Source organism: Desulfuribacillus stibiiarsenatis (genome assembly GCF_001742305.1).
In the GTDB taxonomy this organism is placed as follows: Bacteria; Bacillota; Bacilli; order Desulfuribacillales; family Desulfuribacillaceae; genus Desulfuribacillus_A; species Desulfuribacillus_A stibiiarsenatis.
Genome location: NZ_MJAT01000004.1, coordinates 1 through 20,195, shown reverse-complemented (window position 1 = coordinate 20,195; position 20,195 = coordinate 1). Strand labels below are relative to the sequence as shown.

At 36.0% G+C, this 20,195-nt stretch carries 18 protein-coding genes and 2 pseudogenes; 3 read left to right on the top strand and 17 right to left on the bottom strand.

The annotated features are described in order from the left end of the window. Positions 1-180: 180 nt before the first annotated feature. Positions 181-1,068 (top strand): DUF2935 domain-containing protein, encoded by an 888-nt coding sequence (locus BHU72_RS03130; RefSeq protein WP_069701182.1) that lies wholly within the window; start codon positions 181-183, stop codon positions 1,066-1,068. A 182-nt stretch (positions 1,069-1,250) separates the two neighbouring features. On the opposite strand, the gene BHU72_RS03125 is transcribed toward BHU72_RS03130, so the two are convergent. The 15 genes and pseudogenes from BHU72_RS03125 to BHU72_RS03060 all read right to left on the bottom strand — a co-directional run bounded on the left by BHU72_RS03125 (position 1,251) and on the right by BHU72_RS03060 (position 16,600). After that, positions 1,251-1,466 (bottom strand): dihydrofolate reductase family protein, encoded by a 216-nt coding sequence (locus tag BHU72_RS03125; protein ID WP_083248228.1) that lies wholly within the window; start codon positions 1,464-1,466, stop codon positions 1,251-1,253. A 91-nt stretch (positions 1,467-1,557) separates the two neighbouring features. Then, positions 1,558-1,665, bottom strand: a pseudogene (locus BHU72_RS16470) (purine nucleoside phosphorylase DeoD-type); the annotation flags it as partial. Between the two features lie 71 nt (positions 1,666-1,736). After that, a complete protein-coding gene (locus BHU72_RS03120) occupies positions 1,737-3,656 on the bottom strand; it encodes a serine hydrolase domain-containing protein (RefSeq protein WP_069701180.1) in 1,920 nt (639 codons plus the stop codon). A 4-nt stretch (positions 3,657-3,660) separates the two neighbouring features. Next, positions 3,661-4,257, bottom strand: a complete 597-nt coding sequence (locus tag BHU72_RS03115; protein ID WP_069701179.1) for a TetR/AcrR family transcriptional regulator — start codon at positions 4,255-4,257, stop codon at positions 3,661-3,663. A 205-nt stretch (positions 4,258-4,462) separates the two neighbouring features. Beyond that, entirely contained in the window at positions 4,463-6,538 is a 2,076-nt protein-coding gene (locus BHU72_RS03110) for a HAMP domain-containing sensor histidine kinase (protein ID WP_069701178.1), read from the bottom strand. After that, positions 6,513-7,199: a response regulator transcription factor gene (locus tag BHU72_RS03105; protein ID WP_069701177.1), complete on the bottom strand. Its 687-nt coding sequence runs from the start codon at positions 7,197-7,199 to the stop codon at positions 6,513-6,515. Before BHU72_RS03105 ends, BHU72_RS03110 begins: the two co-directional genes overlap by 26 nt. A 362-nt stretch (positions 7,200-7,561) precedes the next feature. Next, entirely contained in the window at positions 7,562-8,224 is a 663-nt protein-coding gene (locus BHU72_RS03100) for a BglII/BstYI family type II restriction endonuclease (RefSeq protein ID WP_069701176.1), read from the bottom strand. Positions 8,225-8,334: 110 nt separating this feature from the next. After that, positions 8,335-9,549 carry a DNA (cytosine-5-)-methyltransferase gene (gene dcm / locus BHU72_RS03095; RefSeq protein ID WP_069701175.1) on the bottom strand — a complete coding sequence of 405 codons (1,215 nt, stop codon included), beginning with the start codon at positions 9,547-9,549 and terminating at the stop codon, positions 8,335-8,337. Between the two features lie 2 nt (positions 9,550-9,551). Then, entirely contained in the window at positions 9,552-9,758 is a 207-nt protein-coding gene (locus BHU72_RS03090) for a hypothetical protein (protein ID WP_069701174.1), read from the bottom strand. Positions 9,759-9,900: 142 nt separating this feature from the next. Beyond that, on the bottom strand, positions 9,901-10,560 hold the full coding sequence (locus BHU72_RS03085) for a hypothetical protein (RefSeq protein WP_069701173.1): 660 nt from the start codon (positions 10,558-10,560) through the stop codon (positions 9,901-9,903). A gap of 383 nt (positions 10,561-10,943) precedes the next feature. Continuing rightward, entirely contained in the window at positions 10,944-12,911 is a 1,968-nt protein-coding gene (locus BHU72_RS03080) for an ATP-dependent DNA helicase (protein ID WP_069701172.1), read from the bottom strand. Between the two features lie 168 nt (positions 12,912-13,079). After that, entirely contained in the window at positions 13,080-13,790 is a 711-nt protein-coding gene (locus BHU72_RS03075; protein ID WP_069701171.1) for a LutC/YkgG family protein, read from the bottom strand. Continuing rightward, complete coding sequence (locus BHU72_RS03070) at positions 13,790-15,217, bottom strand: LutB/LldF family L-lactate oxidation iron-sulfur protein (RefSeq protein ID WP_069701170.1); 1,428 nt, start codon at positions 15,215-15,217, stop codon at positions 13,790-13,792. The genes BHU72_RS03075 and BHU72_RS03070 overlap by 1 nt, the downstream gene beginning before the upstream one ends. 14 nt (positions 15,218-15,231) lie before the next feature. Next, on the bottom strand, positions 15,232-15,948 hold the full coding sequence (locus tag BHU72_RS03065) for a (Fe-S)-binding protein (RefSeq protein ID WP_069701169.1): 717 nt from the start codon (positions 15,946-15,948) through the stop codon (positions 15,232-15,234). Between the two features lie 103 nt (positions 15,949-16,051). After that, complete coding sequence (locus tag BHU72_RS03060) at positions 16,052-16,600, bottom strand: MarR family transcriptional regulator (RefSeq protein ID WP_083248227.1); 549 nt, start codon at positions 16,598-16,600, stop codon at positions 16,052-16,054. A gap of 157 nt (positions 16,601-16,757) precedes the next feature. Here BHU72_RS03060 and BHU72_RS03055 point away from each other — a divergent pair, with 157 nt between their 5' ends. Further along, positions 16,758-17,555 carry an EFR1 family ferrodoxin gene (locus tag BHU72_RS03055; protein WP_069701168.1) on the top strand — a complete coding sequence of 266 codons (798 nt, stop codon included), beginning with the start codon at positions 16,758-16,760 and terminating at the stop codon, positions 17,553-17,555. Positions 17,556-17,862: 307 nt separating this feature from the next. Further along, complete coding sequence (locus tag BHU72_RS03050; RefSeq protein ID WP_069701167.1) at positions 17,863-18,588, top strand: hypothetical protein; 726 nt, start codon at positions 17,863-17,865, stop codon at positions 18,586-18,588. An 82-nt stretch (positions 18,589-18,670) separates the two neighbouring features. Here BHU72_RS03050 and BHU72_RS15355 read toward each other — a convergent pair. Both BHU72_RS15355 and BHU72_RS03035 read right to left on the bottom strand, forming a co-directional pair. Continuing rightward, positions 18,671-19,917: pseudogene (locus BHU72_RS15355) on the bottom strand (IS3 family transposase); the annotation flags it as partial. 60 nt (positions 19,918-19,977) lie between these two features. Further along, a partial coding sequence (locus BHU72_RS03035; RefSeq protein WP_083248226.1) for a transposase domain-containing protein occupies positions 19,978-20,195 on the bottom strand: 218 nt, incomplete at its 5' end.

The window sequence follows — 20,195 nt, the reverse complement described above, 5'->3', positions numbered from 1 at the left end:
TGTGTCTGCTTACTTGATGTTGAAGCCAATAGTTTTTTAATAGTATCATAGTTTTCCTAAGTACGCAATCTAAAATATTTAGACCCGGCAAAATGCCGGGTTTTTGTTTTGTATTTATGTACCCACTTCCTTATTTTAGCATACTATATGTTGCTACTATTCTTTAAAGGAGGTTTCTTTTTGAATAGTAATTATGGCCAACCAATTACTTCGCCCCAAGGTCTTAGGGCAGCTGTTGATGAAATGAGATTTTGGCTGCGGATTATGTTTGAGCATGCTAAATTTATCCGAGGAGGGATAAATCCAAGTCAAGAGCAAGAACAGTTTATTCGCACTGCTGATTGCTTTGCTGAAAATATTGAACGATTATTCATTATGGCATCTAATACTTCTCCAGAAGACACTGCTCGTGTGAATTCCTTAGTTAATGAAAGCATTAACTGGACGGTGGCATTGAGAGATTTTAAAATTCAGTTATTCGTCCTTTTAGAGCAATGCAAGGCAGTTGCCGAACTTCCCGCTGCACTACTTGATCATGTTCGGCGAGAGGCAGATTTTTTCCTAACCATGTTATACAGACTAAAAGGTTTGCCAGTTCCTCCTGAAGAAGTCTTAGGCATACCAAATGCCAATATTCCCACCAGCCTTGTGCCTAAGACTTTAATTCCTTATATGGGTGATGCGATCCCCAGAATAGCCAGGGACCAAAACCTATTTTGGCTGCGTATTCATATGGAGCATGGAGAAGTGCTTCTATTAGTTGCATACCGTCCTAAAATACAAGATATGCTATATGAGGCAACTGCTAAATTTGAGAAACAACTTGAGGTATTACTTGAAGAAGCTAAAAGAGTGTCCGAACAGCCTGCTGCCCTTAAAGCCTTTAATGCTAAGGCATATGTTGTAATGAAGGAGTGGCGCGACTTTTTACTCAACCTATTTAATTCCGTTATGGAATGCGATGTACCATCCGGTCAGATAAACGCACCAGCGCTAATTCTAGATCACATGGCCCGTGAGGCAGACTACTATCTGCAGGTTCTATTGATTGAAAATAATGTGTTGTAAATAAAACCCTTAAAGCGTCAAGCGCTTTAAGGGTTTTTACTTAATTAAGTTAAAAATCATTTAATATTTTCGTTGTGCTAAAAGAACAGCCCCCTTGGATCATGCTTCCTTAACCAGAGTATTCGAAATAACAGTTAACATCCGCAAAGCAAATGCTTTAGATTTTTCATAAAGAAGGAGAATCACTCAAACCGCCGCCATGTTCTTCCTTTGTGTGGAAATTCCACACCGAAGCCTAATACTTTCTCATACGTTTTTCTTCCCATGAATACAGTATCCACTGTCTTAATAAAATCATCATATCCATAATCTTCATTATCACGTTCTACAATGGATAGCCAACTGATATCATTATTTACTCTTGCAATATACCCATCAAGACTTTGAGCTATATACAAAACAACCTTTCTCTGATCCTCCAGTATATTTCCTCCTTCTATTTTGAAAGCATCTCTTTTGTGATTTTCTCTATTTATGCTACTATCTTTTCTACTCTGCCATTTCCAATGCAATCTTCATCATATTTATGAATGAATTTTGTCGTTCTTCAGAAGTTGTTGCTACTTGAGTTTCTAAGTTATCAGCCACTGTAAGTAAACTTTTTGTTCACAAGTATCAAAGATTGTTACGGAACAACCAATGTCTAAAAAAACATCTTAAATAGCATTTTACTTAAATAAATTCCAATAATTCGCTATCAAGAATAATCCAAAATACGCCAAAGTAAATAGAGTATAGTGAATTCGGGCAAGTGTCCTCCAATACCCGTTCCACCATGCTATGGTTGTAAAGAATGCCAGTATACTAGCAAACATTGGCACAAGAGTTGGTAAGAAGGCAAGCATCGGGCCTGTATTCATAGGTATATATGCTGCCTTTGGTAATTGATAAATAGGGTCAATGTCACCTGAAGATAGGATATTGGCAATTATAATCATAACCACTATAACAGAGCATATTCCAATTCCTTGAGCAACTACCTCTTTTCCCGACTGCCTACTTTTCCTAAACAACCCAATGATTCTTGCGATAATCCAATAAGTAAGAGAACTTATTAGAATAAATATGATGAGTATTAAGCCAAAGACAGTAAAATTCGTAGTTGAATAAATGGGAGCCTTAGAGTATGTCATTGGACCATCGCTGGTCAGCATTATTCTGCCGTCGTGATCCCTTGTGAAGACAATATTATTAAATGGACCAAAGTAATCATAGGTTCTACCTTCCCTAAGCCTTTGATAGACGCCGGGCTCTACTTCGATAAATTTATTGGTTTCGCCAAGATTGTTTACCAACAAATACCCTTCTTCATCCACGTCAACCTGAATCTTACCTATAAATAAGCTGGTGCTCTTCTCAGAAGTCGTAATGCTTCTTCGGTTCATTTGGTACTCACCTATAAACTTTTTAGCTCTATTTAGGCTACCTTCTGGAGGCAATTGCTTAAGTTGAGCTTTAATTGGGTAGTATATATCCAAAAAATCTTGGAAAACTTCTGAGTGAAGGAAGTGGTTAGCACCGCTATAAGATATGAAAATACCTACATTCTCTTCTGGTACTAAATAAAGACCCGTGCTGTAGAGCATTGTACCTCCGCCATGGAAAATCACCTTTTTTTCATTGAATGCACCCTCCATAAATCCCAGAGTCATACCGCCTAGGATTGGATGATGCGTAAATTGTTGCTCATGCATCTGTTTAAGTGTCTCTTGTTTAAGGATTCTTTCTCCATTATAAACACCATTCAGATGTGCTATCATAAATCCGGCCATTTCTAAGCCTGTGCTACTCATACTGCCCGCTGGTTCAGGTAATATATATTCCATATTCCCTTGGAGGTAAGTGCCATCGACAAATCTGTACGGTTTGGCCAAAGATAAAGTTTCTAGTTGTTTAAAGGTGCTTCTATCCATTTTCAAAGGTATAAAGATGTTTTTTTCAACATATTCAGAAAATGGAAGACCTGAAATACGTTCTACAATATAACCAGCCAAAGCAGTTCCATAATTCGAATAGGTAGCAACTTCACCAGGCGGGAAAATTCTCGCGGGCATGTATTCCTTAATGTATTCATTCAAAGGTAAAAGTTCATCTGCTGAGAGTCTGAAAAGTTTGTCGGGATAGTCCTCGAAGCCTGGGGTGTGTGTCATTAAGTGGGTTAGCGTAATCGGTTCTGTGATTTTCTTAGAGACGCTTACAAGGTGTGGTGGTATTTCAAAGTCTAAGTATTTATTGACATCTGCGTTTAGATCTAGTTTGCCATCTTCAACAAGCTGCATAACTGCTGTCCATGTGAATAATTTCGACGTAGAACCGATCCGAAAAAGCGTTGTATCCGGATCTACAGGAATCTTAGATGCAATATCTGCATAACCAAACCCCTTCTTATATACAATTTCACCGTCTTTCACTACCGATATAGTTGCGTTAGGAATATTATGTTTCGTTATTTGTGCGTGCATCGTCTTATCAAAAAAAGCTTCTATGTCGTTACCTTCAAAGCTGTTAGCAAAACCAACTGTAGTTGTTATGGTTAAAGTAATCTGCAATAACAAACTTATGGATAAAATTTTTATTGGTTTAAACATTTTATTACCCCATTTCAGATACTTTATTTAAATTATTTTTTTGCACTCTGGCAGAGAGTATTACATCATTTGCGGCACTTGATAAGATATTCATTAATTCATCCTTTTCATAATCCTCTGGTAATAGACCGTTAGCGACCATTACCGAAAGCCCAAGTTGGAAAATCCTCATTTTCAATAAAATGGTCTTTAACTCATCTACAGTGAAACCTTCTAGCTCTGGGTCTTTTTGCATCTCTTTAATTAAAACAGGCACCATATTCTCGTCATAACTTTTCATGTGGTTATTATTTTTCATGACTAAATCTCTAAAAAGCACACTATATTCTTTCGCAAATCTCAAACTAGCCATCCCTATGTCATTGAAGGGGTGCCCTGTGCTTTCTTCGCTTAAAAGTTTCTGACTAATAGCTACAATCCTTTCCATTACAGCTTCAATTAACTCACTGACATCCTTAAAATTCACATAAATTGGGGCAACAGAGCTGCCTAATCTAGCCGCTATTTTTCTCATAGTAATATTGTCAATTCCCTCTGTTTTGGCAATCTCGAAGGCTGAATCTATAATTTGCTCTCTAGTAAATTTAACCTTAGGCCCCATGTAAGTTTTCCCCTTTAGCATAATGTTCATTATATAACATATGTTATCTAATGAACATTATGCTAAATTCTATATACTGTCAAGGTTTTTTGCGAATTTGTCCGAAGCTTTACCTTGAAATATTTGTGTATAAAAAGAATCAAATGGAACTACCCATTTGACTCCTCGTTTACATTCTTTGGCTATTATACGATTCGTTCACTCTCTAATTGCTTTTATGTTTTGGCATATAAATCATACACTTAAACAAATCTCCATCTATTTGTATATGAAATTTTCCCCTTTGTATATCAATAAGACTTTTCGCAATAGAAAGCCCCAATCCATTACCTTCACTAGATCTAGATTCATCGCCTCTTTTAAAGCGCTCCATTAATTCGTCTGCAGAGATATTTAACTCATACGCGGAAATGTTTTTAAAGGTGAGAATTACTTCGTTGCCCAGGTCTTCAATGTCAATATACACCCTTGATCCCCTGAGAGCATATTTGAGTATATTGGATAATAAGTTCTCAATGGACCTCCACAATAATTTGCCATCGGCTGTAATATACATCTTACCCTCAGGATGATTTAGCTTAATATCTAAATCTACAGCTTCAATTTTGTCATTAACTTCTCCTAACCCCTGGGTTATCAAAGATACTACATCTATTCGCTCAAAATTGACGGGAATATTTCCGCTAGAGGCCTTCGCTGCTTCAAATAAATCTTCTGTTAATAATTTTAATCTCTTCGATTTTTGATCCAGTACATCGATATATTCTTTCACCTTTGAAGCATCCTTCTCTTTTTTCAATAGATCCACATAGGTGATGATTGAAGTCAGCGGTGTCCTTATATCGTGCGATACATTGGTGATTAGCTCTGTCTTTAACCGTTCACTTTTAAGTTCATTATCCACTGCGTTTTTCAATCCATCAGTGATGCTATTAATATTCGAAGCTAGTCTTCCAAACTCTCCCTTTCCGCCCACTTCAATCCGATAATGAAGGTTTCCATCCTTTATTGTTTCTACCCCTTCCTGAATTGCATTAAAGGACTTGATCTTTTTATAGGCAAACCAGGCTGCTAAGCCAATCGTTACCGGAAACATGAAAAACGTTAAAGCGACCAAAATTGGATAGCCGATAACAATTAGGACAGTCTTTACACCAACGCTTCCGCTTCTATATACATCTCCTACAAATGTAACTATCTTATAGATAAGGCTAAAGATCAATGTATGCTTAATAAAAGATTTATTTTTAAAATGCTTCACGACTGAAAGTACCAGCACGAGTCCAACGATGGCAAAAGGAACCGTTATTGGTAAGAGGAATATATCAATATTTCTATAGAATTCCTTTACTAATTCCAACCAAATTGGTATTAGAATTATACATATTATAATTTTAATCTCATTGTATAGTTTGTCTATTGCGTTTAAGTGTAACTCTTGATCCTTAAAAGATGTTCTTCCTATTACGAGTATGAGATAGGAAAATGAAAAAATAAATCCTATTAAAAATCCTGCTAATTTATATAATTTTTCTGTAGCAATTACTTTGTTTTCTTGCCATGCTTTTATTTTAGAATCTAAAAATTCCTCCGTGAAGGCAACATAAACAACCGTGTTTTCTGGATCCAACCGATCTAGGTGACGTGTTAACCGATATAAATACTCATTTTCTTTCGTTTCCTTTGGGTAAATCTCTTGTTTATAATCCTCAAATGTCATATAAGAAGGGTAGGTTTCAAACTGCATTTTTTCTGTCAAAGTAGTGTTTGTAAACACATTTTTGCCATCGCTGGTATAAAACAATGGCACCTCATACTCTTCTAGATTTTGCAGGAGCAAATGATACTCTTTTAAATCATCCTTAATCATCTTATCTCTTGCCTGGGTGATTTCGTCTGCATATTCTTGTTTAAACGTTTCGTAATTGATTTCTTTACTTAACTCAGGATTATAACTTCTAGAATCGAATTGATATTTTGAAAATAAGTTTCTTTCTACTCTTCCCCATTCATCCTCACTAATTGTTCCACCACTTAAAATATGTTCCTCATTCTTATATTCTTCTATTAGGGACGTGAGGTTACGGACCAGTTTTTCACTTTCTTGTACATATGTAAAGCTTTGAAAATAATGATCTTCCAACGCGTTACTAAGTTGCGCATTTTCAATCTCTACTTCTACGATCACTTTCATGATCCCAGTTAAACAGATGATCGCAATAATAAAAATAACGATTTTTGTTATGATTGAGTGACTATATTTTTTCAACTTTGTATCCAATTCCCCATACCACCTTCAAATATTTTGGTTCTTTCGGGTTTATCTCAATCTTTTCTCTGATTTTTCTAATATGAACCGTTACCGTATTTTCTGGACTAAAAGCCGTCTCCTTCCATACCTTCTCATAAATTTCCTCTATGGAAAATACTCTTCCGGCGTTTGTAATCAGAAGCTTTAATATCTTATATTGGACCGGGGTAAGATGAACCTCTTCTCCATCTACGGTTATGGTTTTGGTTTCATCGTCGACCACCAGTTCTCCCGTTCTATATACATTGCTCTTGGTTTCAAGACTACCTAAAGTTGTATATCTTCTTAACTGTGATTTCACCCTTGCAATAAGCTCCAGTGGATTAAAGGGCTTGGTGATATAATCGTCTGCTCCCATATTCAACCCTAATATTTTGTCCGTATCTTCAGATTTTGCAGAGAGCATAACAACGGGTATATTATTATCTTCCCTAATTTTCCTAGTAGCTCTTATTCCATCCATGTTAGGCATCATGATGTCCATGATAATAAGATGTATCTTATGCTGTCCGATTAATTCTATAGCCTCTAGTCCATTAAAAGCTTTAAATATTTTATATCCTTCATTTTCTAAATAGATTCCTATAGCATCTACAATGGCCTTGTCATCATCACAAACCAATATGTTCATGAATATTCACTCCTATATATGAAATTAAACATATTATATCACCCCTTTATTATCTGTTCTAAAACAATAATAACAAGGGATTCTTAATAAATCCTTGATGTAATTCTTAAGATTTTCTTAGTATTAAGATGAAAAGATCCCCACCCAAGTGAATGGATAAATAGTTTGAGGTAATTCGGAATACTATCGTGTACGCTCTAGAAGGTTTGTTTGCTGACGTTTTATTAAAAACGAAAGCTTACCCCCACACCTCCTTGATTGGAACAGGCCTGTAGCAAGTCTAGAATTTATGATGCTTTGGTTTATATAAAAAAATAACCCATTTAGGGTTATAAGGTAAGATTGGTGGTAGATAATAAGATTCAATCTAAGGAATCTATATAAGACTGTATTATATTACAATGTTGGATGTAGGCAGTTCGATTATCACCCTTAATGATTGATAAATTAGGTTCTATAGCTTTAACATCCCAAGGTGTAACTCCATCTGCACATAGACCGATAACTAATGTCGGCACAGTAATTGATAGTTTCGCAGAAGGTATTTCTCTTATGGTTTTTTCAAAGTTTGAAACTCCGCTATCAATCTTAACAGCAAGTTTGTTGGTAGGTACAATCAGGACACAAATATCAGTTAATCCATACGAATAAGAAAGCTGGAATTTAAAGTAGTTTCTATATGAACTTGCAACATTACCAAACTCTACTTCGATTTGTACTGTTAGTTCTTCATTTGTGGTGCTATTTACAAATGTTTTTCTAAAGTCAGACCTCAACTCATCATCACTTGAGTTAGGTGTAGCTAACGGTTCTTCACTCCAACCTAAAGATTTAAATCTTAACTTAAAAAAAGTGTTCATCATTTGCTGAACAACATCTAATTTTAGTTGTTTTGCTGATTTCCCTTTATAAACGGGTAAGGGACACTCGTTACAGACTCGGATTATTTCCTCATATGCATGGGAAAATCTTTCATGTTGTAAGATTTCCTCTGCAAATCGATAAGAATATGTTTTTACGTTCACTTAATCCCCCCACACCAACCAACCTTCGTTAAGAATTCAATATATTATGAAATAATCCTCTATTTTAAAGTAGTTTTTTATAAAAAAATAAGCGATTTCAAGTCGCTTATCTACTTTTCTTTATCTATGATATTAGAAATATTTAAACCCATTTTCTCGACCAACCCGACTACTAGGGCATTTCCCATACAAAAATATCGGAACTTTTCTGGCATCCCCGTATTTGTCCAATTATCGGGGAACCCGTTTAACCTCTCACATTCTACAGGAGTTAGCTTTCTCAGTGTTCCTGTAGTTGGATCCGCTATTATATGTGTGCTTCTATTTTTAGAAGATTCGCTGGTTAACATAGTTCTAGCAGGTCTATCAATTGGGTCTGGGAAAGCGATAGGTCCTTCTGCAAAAGTATATTTGTACCCAGTTTTGTTCGTTCTTTCAATTTTCTTTGCACCCTTCATATATTCCCAATCTATCAATTCCCCATTCAAAAAGTACTTTTTATCAACATCAGCCTCTAAAATATCTTTCAACAATGCGGTCTGTTTATCTAGCTTATAAGGAGTTAATTCCTGTGTATAAATTAAGCCATCTTTCATAATCCCTGAATTATAAAAGCTCATCGAAAAATTATTGGAGATATCTATTAAATCATTAAATTCCAATATTTGTTCACTCTTATATTTTACATGTTTATCATCTAAAAAAGCAGGAAAAGCATTTTGGAAAAACCCACTATTTAGTAGAATTTGTTGGTGATTGTCATTTGTAAGCAATCCATAATATTGTGTTACATTACTATAGGCAAATATAAACACTCTTCTTCTTCTTTGAGGAAAACCATAGTCAGCAGCATTTATAACTCGCCACTCTACCGTATAGTTTAACTCTTTAAAACATGCTAATATTACCCCGAAATCTCTACCTCGCTGCTTTGCAGGGGATTTTAATAGTCTATCCACATTTTCTAACAACACAAAGGGTGGTTTTTTGGTTACTAAAATATCATGGATGTCCCACCATAGTACGCCCTTTTTCCCTTGAATACCTTCTGCACCAGTTCTTGCTACACTATAATCTTGACATGGAAAACCACCAACTAATAAAGAGTGGTCGGGAATATTCTCTTTATCAACTTTATTAATATCTTCGTTGGAATGATTTTCATAGTTTCCAAAGTGATGAGTATAGCAAGCATAGGCATGTTGGATTTTTTTGCTAGGCTCCCATTGGTTCGCCCAAACAAACTTATATTCCTCCGATGCTTGACTCAAGCCAAGCCTGAAGCCACCTACCCCTGCAAATAACTCTACTACAGTTTTTTCCACTTCTATTCCCCCGACTTTTTCCGTTTATGTATTTCCGCATGGATTAACTCTACTGCTTTTTCCGAGAGACTATTCCCTTCACCAAACTCTAGTATCTCGTCTTTAGTTTTTTGAGTTATGTATATCTGTACACCCTTCTTCTTTTCATCAATATCTAAAGGTACTCTACCCGAACCATTCCGATATCCACCCCAATTGTTGTTTACCACCGATAACCCTCCTGCTATAATATAAAAATAACAATAACATAGCACTCTTGATTTGACAATCCCCTTAATCAAACCTTTGTTCTTTTTTGGCGTATATAAAATGCATTCGATCCTCTCGAATGCATTCTTTCAATTAATCTATTTATTTCTCTTCTACTTCATCTTTAGTTACCACAAAAATGCCTTTAGAAAGCTTTTTTAACACATATTTTTTTATTACCAAATTAATAGGACTTTCCGTGTATTTTGTAGGGTCAGAATAAAAGAAATAAAAATTATCTTCTCCTTCAATGGCTATCCTCCCATATGTATCCACATTACGAATCCCATCTGCTTTATGATAGATTCTGTTTTTATCCCATCCTTTAGCTATTAAATATTCATGTATCTTTGATTTCTTAATGAGGATACATTCGAGTTTCGTTATATCTTCCTCGGTAAGAGTTTTAAGACTTGTATGTGTAGCGTACGGCCAAACTAATAAATAATAGTCAGTATCCAATTCATCATTCAATAACCAGCCTTCTGCTAAATCGTTTCTTCTATTAATGAAATTTAATTCGAAAGCAAATGTTGGTAATCCTTTATTTATATAATATAGCTGTGCTTTTTCATCTATATTTACTAATTCACTATTACGAGTTTCAATTGACACATCGATACCCTTTATTTGCATACTCTGTTCTTTACTTCTTGTTACACTTTTAAAGTTATATTTGTCTTTAAACCAGGGATAAAAGTTTTTGTCCAAAAAATTAGCTAAATGCTGTTCAGCGTTCATATCCAACTTTCTTCTAGTCAAAATAAACACCCCATTTATATCCGTTTATTGGTAAAAAGAATCCCTTTGGACGCTTATCTCCTTAACACTCATTCTCTATTACCATTTTGCAATATGTTTTTTCTTTCCGAATCATCTTTCCAGTAAGTACCGCTAGCCGCTACTTTTCGCCATCAATTTAAGTCATTGCGATTGATTTAAAAGTGAGCCACTTAGCATTGTTCATCATTCATTTGTGGATGAATCTGGGAGCATAGGCAACTAACAACTACCCTATACATTCCGCTATGTAATTTATCCTTAAAACCATTCGCCAGCACTATTGGTATTTCCTTCCTCGTTGACAAAATATTTCATTTATCTGCAAAAAATATGAGGATGTGACTATATAAGTCACATCCTCATCAAAGTATTTCGGTTTTGTTAAAAGCTTTTACTTTCACATTCGATCCAGGGGGCAATGCACCCATGACAACTTTTTCCCAAGGATATCCGATGACGTTATCCATAATAACAATTGCCCCTCGATCATCCTTTGACCGAATAAGTCTTCCACAACCTTGTTTTAGTTTCAGTCCCATTTCAGGGTAATCTACCGTCTCTATTGGGTCCAAGCCATCTTCTATAGCCTCTTTACGTTGTACTTCAATTAAAGGATCAAGTGAAGGAAAAGGAAGCTCCCAAACTACAAGTAGTGATAATGATTCGCCAGGTACATCAATGCCTTCCCAAAAAGTCGAGCCAATCAGTACAGACGACACGTTTTCACGAAATTTCCGAACAAGGTGCCCTCGTTCTCCTTTATCTTCCCATAACACTTCAAAAGGCAACTGATAATCTTTGAATCCCTTTCTAATGTTTCGAACTTCCGTTAATGAGTTTGTTAGAACTAATGCTCGTCCTCCATTGGATTTCAACATCGATACTAATTGCTCAATCGATTGCGCAAACGTAGCCTCTGCCTTGCTATTTCCCATATCATTGGATAAATAGACAACCACCTGTTTTTCCATATCAAACGAACTCCCAACTGTTGAACTCGATGGTTCCTTCAACCCGAGAGTACGTGCAAAATAGCTAAAATCGCCTTCATTACTTAAGGTTGCCGAAGTAAATACCACCGGCAGTTTCTTTTGAAACAAATGTTTGTCGAGCATCTCACTTAAATTTCGAGGCACTACCCAGAAGCTACCATCTATTTGGTCGACCCATGTAATAACATCTTTACTTTCATTACCGCTGAATCTCTCTAAAGCAATCATCGCCATTTCTATTTGAAATTCATATGTATGTAACATTCGTATTGTTAACGACTCTGTATATAATTCAAGTTCAATTTGCAACTCTAATAGCAATTGATCTAACACTTTATGAAAAGCTTCCGCAGCCGCAAGTAGTGTATCGTCTACACGAATTGCCAGACGTTCGGAACGGTCATCCTCAACCACACATCGATTCAGTGTTTTGAAAAAATGAGAACATTCCCGCTCTAACGAATCTACAGTTAAAACTAGAGAATCCCTAGCTTCCTGAACTTGATCCAAAGAAAATATCATGCTATCCATATCTTCTTTGTTGATTTTTTGTCCTGCCTGCATCGCTGCTGGAAGTATTACTTTATGCCCCTCGTCAAAAATAACTGCTGAATAGTTAGGTAGCATTGGTCTTTTCCCATCTGCGATTCGTTCGTCTCGAGTCCATAAATCTTCAAAAAAGATACCACGGTCTGCAATAATTAAATCCCTTGCAGGTCGATATTGTTCCCTTGCCTTAGCTAGCTTACAATACCCAATGCTAGAACACATATCACAGTCTACCGATTCATCCCATCCAATCTGTTTCCACAGACGATCTGATATATGAGGTATTTCCGAGCGTTCGCCAGTTATCGTCTTGTCTAACCACTGGTAAATATCATTTGCTTGCGTTGTATCATCTATCAAGCTTCTAGCCTCTTGAACTCGCTCGTCACATATATATTGACGCGATTCCCTTGCCATGCGAGCATCTACTGCTAGCCCCAGCAGATTAGAAAGGGTTTGTATGTCTCCCTTAGGACCTGCCAGCTGCTCTTGAAGTGCTGATGTAGCACAAGCAATTATTACTGGTTTGCCGCTAAAACGTGCATACGCAATTGCTGTAAGTAAGTACGCAAATGTCTTGCCTGTACCAAGCCCTGCTTCGGCTAAGTGAACTTTATTATGGCAAACGGCTTCTGCCAATTGAAATGCCGTAAATACTTGTTCTTCACGGACTTCATACCCGTGTTCAGGGAGGATATCGTAAAAAACATCCCCAATCCAGTTAGCCAGTGCTATTGGGAACTCTTCTTTGCTTTTATAATCAAAGGGAACTTTTAATTTGGTTGTCACTTTGTTCCTCCTACTATTTCTGTTTGCTACTACTTGCGATTGATCGTGAACGTAACATTATATAGAATAACATTTTTTTGTTAACAATAAAATTTCTACGGTGGATAAAGCAAACAAATAGACCAATCTCCTTGTAAGAGGCTGGTCTATGAAAGGTTTCCTATATTTTTATAAATCAGAGACAATAAGATATGTTAAACGAATAGGTCCATGTACGCCCCATACCTTGTTTAACTCAATGTCAGAAGAACTACTTGAACCACAAATAAAGTTAATGGCTGCAGGGTTGATTCCCTCTTTGGACATTTCATGAAGCTTTTGCATTGCTTGTGTTAAACGTGGTACAATTGTACTTTGCGGTACAATACATACATAATTTAAAGGCAGGAAGTTTGACGATCTTCCTTTTCCCAACTTATCAATGACAGTGTAAGAAGCTGTTTCAGCAAGTGAAATATCGCTAATGCATACACCATATGACGCTTTCAAAGCTTTATCTACATTTTCACGGCCTTTTTCATCAGTCCAAACATATGCATCATTCAACACATCATTTAGGCCCCATTCTGCAAAACGCTCATCGTTCCAAGCGATAATTGGCCCTGCTCCATGTTCAGCTAATTTCTCAGCTACCGTTTTTGCAAGATCTTTTTTCTCGATAATTAAGGAATCAATCTTACCACCCGATCCGGCTTTGTTAATTTGGGCATTTTTATGGAATTCTTCAGCTAATTGCGCTTGCGTAAAGCCCTTATATATTTCAAGCTGAGGTTTGCTTGATAAACCAGGATGCACGACCTCTTTTGGCATTTCTCGACCCAGTATGCTTGAAATGTTAGAAATAAATGATTCTCTATTTAAAATTTGTCCCTGTTTCATTATTTATTTCCTCCTTTACTTCTAGAGGTATACCAATCTCTAAAACGTACTTTCTCCAATGCTGGCATATCACGTTTATCTGTCCAACCTTTAAGAACACTGACACCTCTTTTTATTTTTCCATCTACCATAAATGGCTTTGTCATCAGTGGCGCAACACCCGTTCCTAACTTATACATCCATGGACGGCTGAACACCATGCCTGCTCCAGTCATACCCGCTCCCCAGAATGTAGAGGCCTTCTTGTCTTCCGCTAATACACGCTTGTGTTCATGAATCAATGAATGCAACTTGATATTCGATGGACAAACTTCTGTACACGCACCACAAAGCGAACACATATATGGAAGTTCTTCAAAGTCATCATAGCCAGCAAGAAGTGGCGTTAATACAACACCCAGTGGCCCAGAATAGATAGAATTATATGAATGTCCACCAACTTGACGATATATTGGACAGATATTTAGACATGCTGCACAACGCATACATTGCAATACTTCTTTAAATTGAGACTTTAATACCTTAGAACGTCCATTATCAACGATCACTACATGAAATTCTTTCGCACCATCTGCAGCGCCTTCTTCAGTAATGCCGTTTACAAATGTCGTATAGCTTGTGTTTTTTGCCCCTACTGCATTTCTAGCTAGTAAGCTAATGCAGATATCAGCATCTTCATAGGTAGCTAAAATCCGTTCCATACCCATTACCGCTACCTGTAATTCAGGTGCTGATGTACAAAGATCGATATTTCCTTCATTACTGATTAATGTAATCGCTCCTGATTCCGCAATCGCAAAGTTACATCCGTAAATTCCCATATCAGCCGTTACGAACTCGTTACGCAATTGGGCACGAGCGAATGCAGCTAAATCTTCTGGAATATCCTTACCAGAATATCCATTTTTGGCAAAAACATCACGAATTTGCGTTTTGTTTAAATGTAACGATGGCACTACCATATGTGAAGGTGGATTCCAGTCATCTAATTGCAAAATGTATTCCGCTAAGTCAGTTTCTTTTACATCTACCCCAGCATCAATCAAATCGTGGTTAATTCCAATTTCCTCTGTAACCATCGATTTAGCTTTTACTACTTTTTTTACGCCTTTTTCTATTGCTAGATTCGTAATATACTGAGAGGCTTCCTTTGCATCCTTTGCAAAAAATACGTTGCCTCCATTTTTGACAACATTTTCAGCGAATTGATTTAAGTAGAAATCTAAGTTTTCAATAGCGTGGGCACGAACTTCTCCTGATAGTTTTTGCCACTCTTGGTAATTACCATCGCCCAATTGCGATAGCACGTTCGCTCTATTTTTGTTAATTAAATCTTGTGCTTTCACCATTGCGGCACGCATAAAATCATCGTTTAGATTCTTTTTAAGATTTTTCTTGAAACTTTGGTCATTAATCTTTATCCCCATTGTAACTCTCCTTTCTATTTAGAATTTAGCACTTCTGCAATGTGCATGACTTTGATATTTGATCCAATTCTACTTAAACGTCCACCAATATTCATTAGACAAGCGAAGTCAGCACCTATCAAATAATCAGGGTTCGCTTCTTGGATATACCTTGCTTTCTCATCAGCAACTTCAGCTGAAATATCCCCCATTTTAACAGAGAATGTACCACCAAACCCGCAGCACTTGTCCGAATTGTGGAAATCTACTAATTCTAGTCCTTCTACTTTCGAAAGTAGTTGTAATGGCTGTTCTTTCACTTTTAAAAATCTAGCTGTATGGCAGTTACTGTGGTATACAGCCTTTCCTGGTAATTTCGCAGAAATTTCATTTATATTTATAACGTCTATTAAAAATTGAGATAGTTCATATGTTTTTGATGCAACTTTTTCCGCTCTTTCTTTCCATACTTTATCATCAGCTAAAATATGGGGATATTCTTTTACGAATGAAACACAAGAACCTGAAGGTGAAACAATCACTTCTGCATGTTCAAACGTTTCGATAAAGTGCTTGATTGTGCCCTTTGTTTTCTCTACGTATCCTGTGTTATACATCGGTTGCCCACAGCACGTTTGGTTTGTAGGATAATCAATCTCATGCCCCAGACCTTCAAGTAATTCAACAGTAGCTTTGCCGACATTCATAGCCATAAAATCTACAATACAGGTTGTGAATAATGTGACTTTCATTCTACTCTCTCCTTTTTTTATATCTATCTTCCTCTTATCATTATACTACGTTATTATTCGAAAAAAACAGTTTTATCCCAAAATTCAAAAACTTCCTTTTTGCCTAATTATTGTGTCGTAATTTTTGCTCATGCCATGTGATTTCCATAAAATCCTTTAGGAAGCGTATAAGAAACTGCAATTCATGAGCATCATATTTCATCAAAAACATAGCAACTGCAGTTTCAAATTTTCGATGTAAAAGATTATGCAAATCGAAGATTTCTTTACCTCGTGGAGTTAAGTAAAAGTTAGTTTCTTTCTTATTGTTCGGTAAAGGTATCTTTATAATGAGATCCTTTGATATTAGTTTCTTGATGGTCTTCGATACAGTCCCTTTTGGAACCGCGGTTTCCTTAGCTATGGTTATGCTATTTACCGGTTGAAGTCGTCCGATTGCGTCTAAGACATGCAGTGCTATAACAGTCAATTCTGGAACAATTGCTGAGATTTCAGAATTGGCACAGTTTTGCAACAGCCATTGTTTCTCTTGGTTCACTTCCAATGCCTGTTGCGTTGATACGTCTGAGAACAATTTTTTTATTTGAATTATTAACGCATCTTTATTATCACTCAAAACAGAATCATTACAATTATCCGAGAAATTAGTCAAATTAAAACCTCCCTAATCTATAAGTCTCCTCATATTAGTCTATCACAAAGAATTGTTTCCAAGAAACAATGTTGACATAGATATTCCGTCGCGATAATATTGTTTCCAAGGAAACAATATTATCAATTTAGTTAGCATATGGAAGGAGAAATTCATAATGAACACAGCTATCTATTATTTTACCGGGACAGGTAATAGCTTAAAAGTCGCCAAAGACTTATCACAATATATTGAGGATGCAACAGTAATACAAATCAGGCAGGAAAAAATGTCGCACCAGCTATCTACAAATGCAAAAGCTATAGGCTTTGTAGTCCCAACTATTTTCAAGGGCATTCCTAAGTTAGTAAGTCAATTTATTAACCATTTAGAAGTTAAACACCAAAACCCTTATATATTTGCCGTTTCTACCCATGGTGACCATAATGGAATGGGGATTGTCTGCAAACAATTCAAAGAGCTTTTGGCAAAAAAATCACTCCCATTATCAGCGTACTTCGCTATACAAATGCCACATAATTCGCCTGTAAAAGATCATCTAACAACAAATCAAGAAAAAGAACGGCTATTCAAAGAAGAAACTATTCAAATCCCTGTTATAGCAGAAAGCATTCGAAACCGCCAATTAATCTCACATACACGTAATAAGTTCAAAAGCTATTTAGAAACTCTGATTTATAGCTACCATGCTATATCTACAAGTAAAAAACCAATAGATAGAGGTTTTTACGCTGATGAAAAGTGTATCAGCTGCTCTATCTGCAGTAAGGTATGTCCTGCTCAAAACATCGAAATGGCTGATAATAAGCCAAAATGGAAGCTGGAGAATTGTCAATTCTGTTTAGCATGTATACAATGGTGTCCGAAAGAAGCTATTCAATATAATAAAGAGACAATAGGAATAGAGCGGTATCATCATCCTGAAATAAAAGTAACAGAACTAATTATTGATTAGCAACTTGTGAAAAAACCAAATAGATTTCATTTGTCAAGCTACTTTACTAAGCGTTTTAAATACTGGACGAATCAAAAAAATCACCATCACTTGTGATACGGCTCTCCGTACAGATGTGATGGCGGTTTAGATTTTACGATGAAATAGTAATCTGATCAATTATAGTTGTTCCGACTAGTTAACACAAGAATATATAATAGTTTAATGTTATTGCCTACAAGTTACCCTTTAAAATTTTTATAATAAATCATTTGCGTTATAGGACAATTTCACGTAATCATATACATCCTAGTAAGGAGGGCTGTATATGATTATAAAGTATATTCCTTTAACCAAAATACGTCCTTTGTTCCCCGCTAAAATCACTGGCGCATATATCGATAGATTGAATAAATATAACCGGGATTTGTCTGCGTACGATTTAATGTTAGCTGTTCAGAAAATTCCTGGTCAAGATTTGTACAATCTACTAGGAGGTTATGATCGATACCACTATATGATTATTTCTGGAATTGCCACAGCACCCTGTTTAATTGAATCTTCTACTTCCAAAATAAACCAAAACCTTACAGTTTTGAGACGTTTATTTCAACCAGGTGATATTGCAAAGGAAAATAAACAATACTTACTAAATGAACTTAGTAAAGTAAATTTGGACGTTAGCATTATTATTGAAAAAACTGGTTTTACAGTAGTTTCTATTAAAAACTATACCTGCAATAAAAAGATACCTCCGAAGTTTATCAATACTCATACTACCGTTTCATCCTTAAATTGGATTGAAAATTTAAAGATAAATAATGTCGTCAAAGAATTCTTATTTCGAAAAGCTGGCCGACCAGTAGGCAGGCAAGATAGACTAACAGGAGATAGTATTAAATTAATAAAAAGGTTTCTTACTCATGAGAAAAGGTTTTCTTCATTACCTATTAAAAAACAGATACAAATACTTGAGCAAGCTATTAACTTCAAGGGGATAGTCACTGAATATTTGGTTTATATGGTTGATATCTTTATAAAGTCAAAAAAATAATTTAACCTACTATTAAATCTTATCCTTTAATAATCGACCGCTTTTATGAAGTGACCCCTAAAAGTTAGACATGGTTATTTCATCAGGCAGCTTTAGTAAAATGAGTTCGGTATTGCACTGGACTCATTTTTAATTTTGCCTTGATCCGTATTGTATTATAATAAGTGATATATTTTGCAAATTGTATTTTAAAATGTTCTACACTTTCAAATTCCTTTAAGTAGAGGAACTCTGACTTCATAATACCAAAAAAGTTTTTCATCACCGAGTTGTCGTAACAGTTCCCTTTGCGAGACATGCTTTGCGTTATGCCCCTGGACTCAAGCGTATGCCGATATTGTTTCATTTGATAATGCCAGCCTTGGTCTGAATGCATTAGTAATTGGTGGGCCTCTGGTAAACGGTCTATAGCTTTCACCAACATCTCTGAAACAAGGGAATAAGTTGGTCTAGAGCCCATTGTATACGTAATAATTTCTCCATTAAACAAATCTAAAACAGGTGATAAATAGAGTTTCTCACCGAATAATTTAAATTCCGTAATATCTGTTACCCATTTTTCATTTGGGGCATCCGCGGTAAAATTGCGGTCTAAAATATTGGGTGCTATTTTACCAACAGTTCCTTTATATGATTTATATTTTTTCATACGTACTACGCATTTTAAACCTAACTCTTTCATGATACGTTGAACCTTCTTGTGATTCACTTTTTGTCCACGATTCGCTAATTCATCTCGAATACGACGATAGCCATACCGACCTTCATGTTCATCAAAAATTGATTTTATTTCTACTCTTAAATCGCCATCTGGAACGACTTTATCCATTTGTTTTATATAAAAATAAAAGGTGCTTCGAGGGGTTCCTGCTAGTTTTACTAATTCTATCACCGGAAACTCATGCCTTAATTCATAGATTACTTGTGCTTTATCTTGTTTGGTGATTTTTCCTTGTTTTGAACTAAGGCATTCAACTTTTTTAAATATGCATTTTCCATTTCGAGCCGCTTAATACGTGTTTTAAGATCTTCGACAGATCCTTCAGTTTGTGCTTGTTTTGTTGGCTTCATTGGATCTTTTTTCATGGATGGACGCCCCTTTTGCTTTGACCTTAGAGCGTCACTACCAACTGTGTTGAACAATTTAACCCACTTATGTACAGTTGAAGGTGATGAAATGTTAAAAATCGCAGCTGCCTCATTAGGGGTTACTCTAAAATCGTTAATGTAGTTTAATACATCAATTTTAAAGTTAAAATCATAATTTGTATAGGAAGACTGAAAAGATTCTGCTCCATTCGCTTTATACTGGGCTACCCAGTCCTTTAATGGGGTTAAGCGTAACCGCTCAATAACATGGTGCCAAAAAAGAACTAATACCATGTGGCACTAGTTCTTGCATTCAGCTAGTATACGCGGAGACCAAGGCATTAAATCTTCTAAATCTTCTGGCCTATTCCGGTAATCAGTATCCGGCATGTATAAGAGAAGATAGTTTAGGTAGCTGTATATGTTCAGTCCATTTGCTTTTGCTGTCTCGATGATGCTGTATATAGCGGCACTAGCGGAGGCCCCTTTAGGAGTAGCTGCAAATAGCCAATTCTTTC

What these genes read in the sequence shown, in the direction of transcription:
- BHU72_RS03070 (WP_069701170.1), bottom strand. Translation starts at nt 15,217, where the DNA reads ATGGGGATAAAGATTAATGACCAAAGTTTCAAGAAAAATCTTAAAAAG.
- BHU72_RS03065 (WP_069701169.1), bottom strand. Translation starts at nt 15,948, where the DNA reads ATGAAAGTCACATTATTCACAACCTGTATTGTAGATTTTATGGCTATG.
- BHU72_RS03120 (WP_069701180.1), bottom strand. Translation starts at nt 3,656, where the DNA reads ATGTTTAAACCAATAAAAATTTTATCCATAAGTTTGTTATTGCAGATT.
- BHU72_RS03055 (WP_069701168.1), top strand. Translation starts at nt 16,758, where the DNA reads ATGAACACAGCTATCTATTATTTTACCGGGACAGGTAATAGCTTAAAA.
- BHU72_RS03105 (WP_069701177.1), bottom strand. Translation starts at nt 7,199, where the DNA reads ATGAACATATTGGTTTGTGATGATGACAAGGCCATTGTAGATGCTATA.
- BHU72_RS03115 (WP_069701179.1), bottom strand. Translation starts at nt 4,257, where the DNA reads ATGGGGCCTAAGGTTAAATTTACTAGAGAGCAAATTATAGATTCAGCC.
- BHU72_RS03075 (WP_069701171.1), bottom strand. Translation starts at nt 13,790, where the DNA reads ATGAAACAGGGACAAATTTTAAATAGAGAATCATTTATTTCTAACATT.
- BHU72_RS03050 (WP_069701167.1), top strand. Translation starts at nt 17,863, where the DNA reads ATGATTATAAAGTATATTCCTTTAACCAAAATACGTCCTTTGTTCCCC.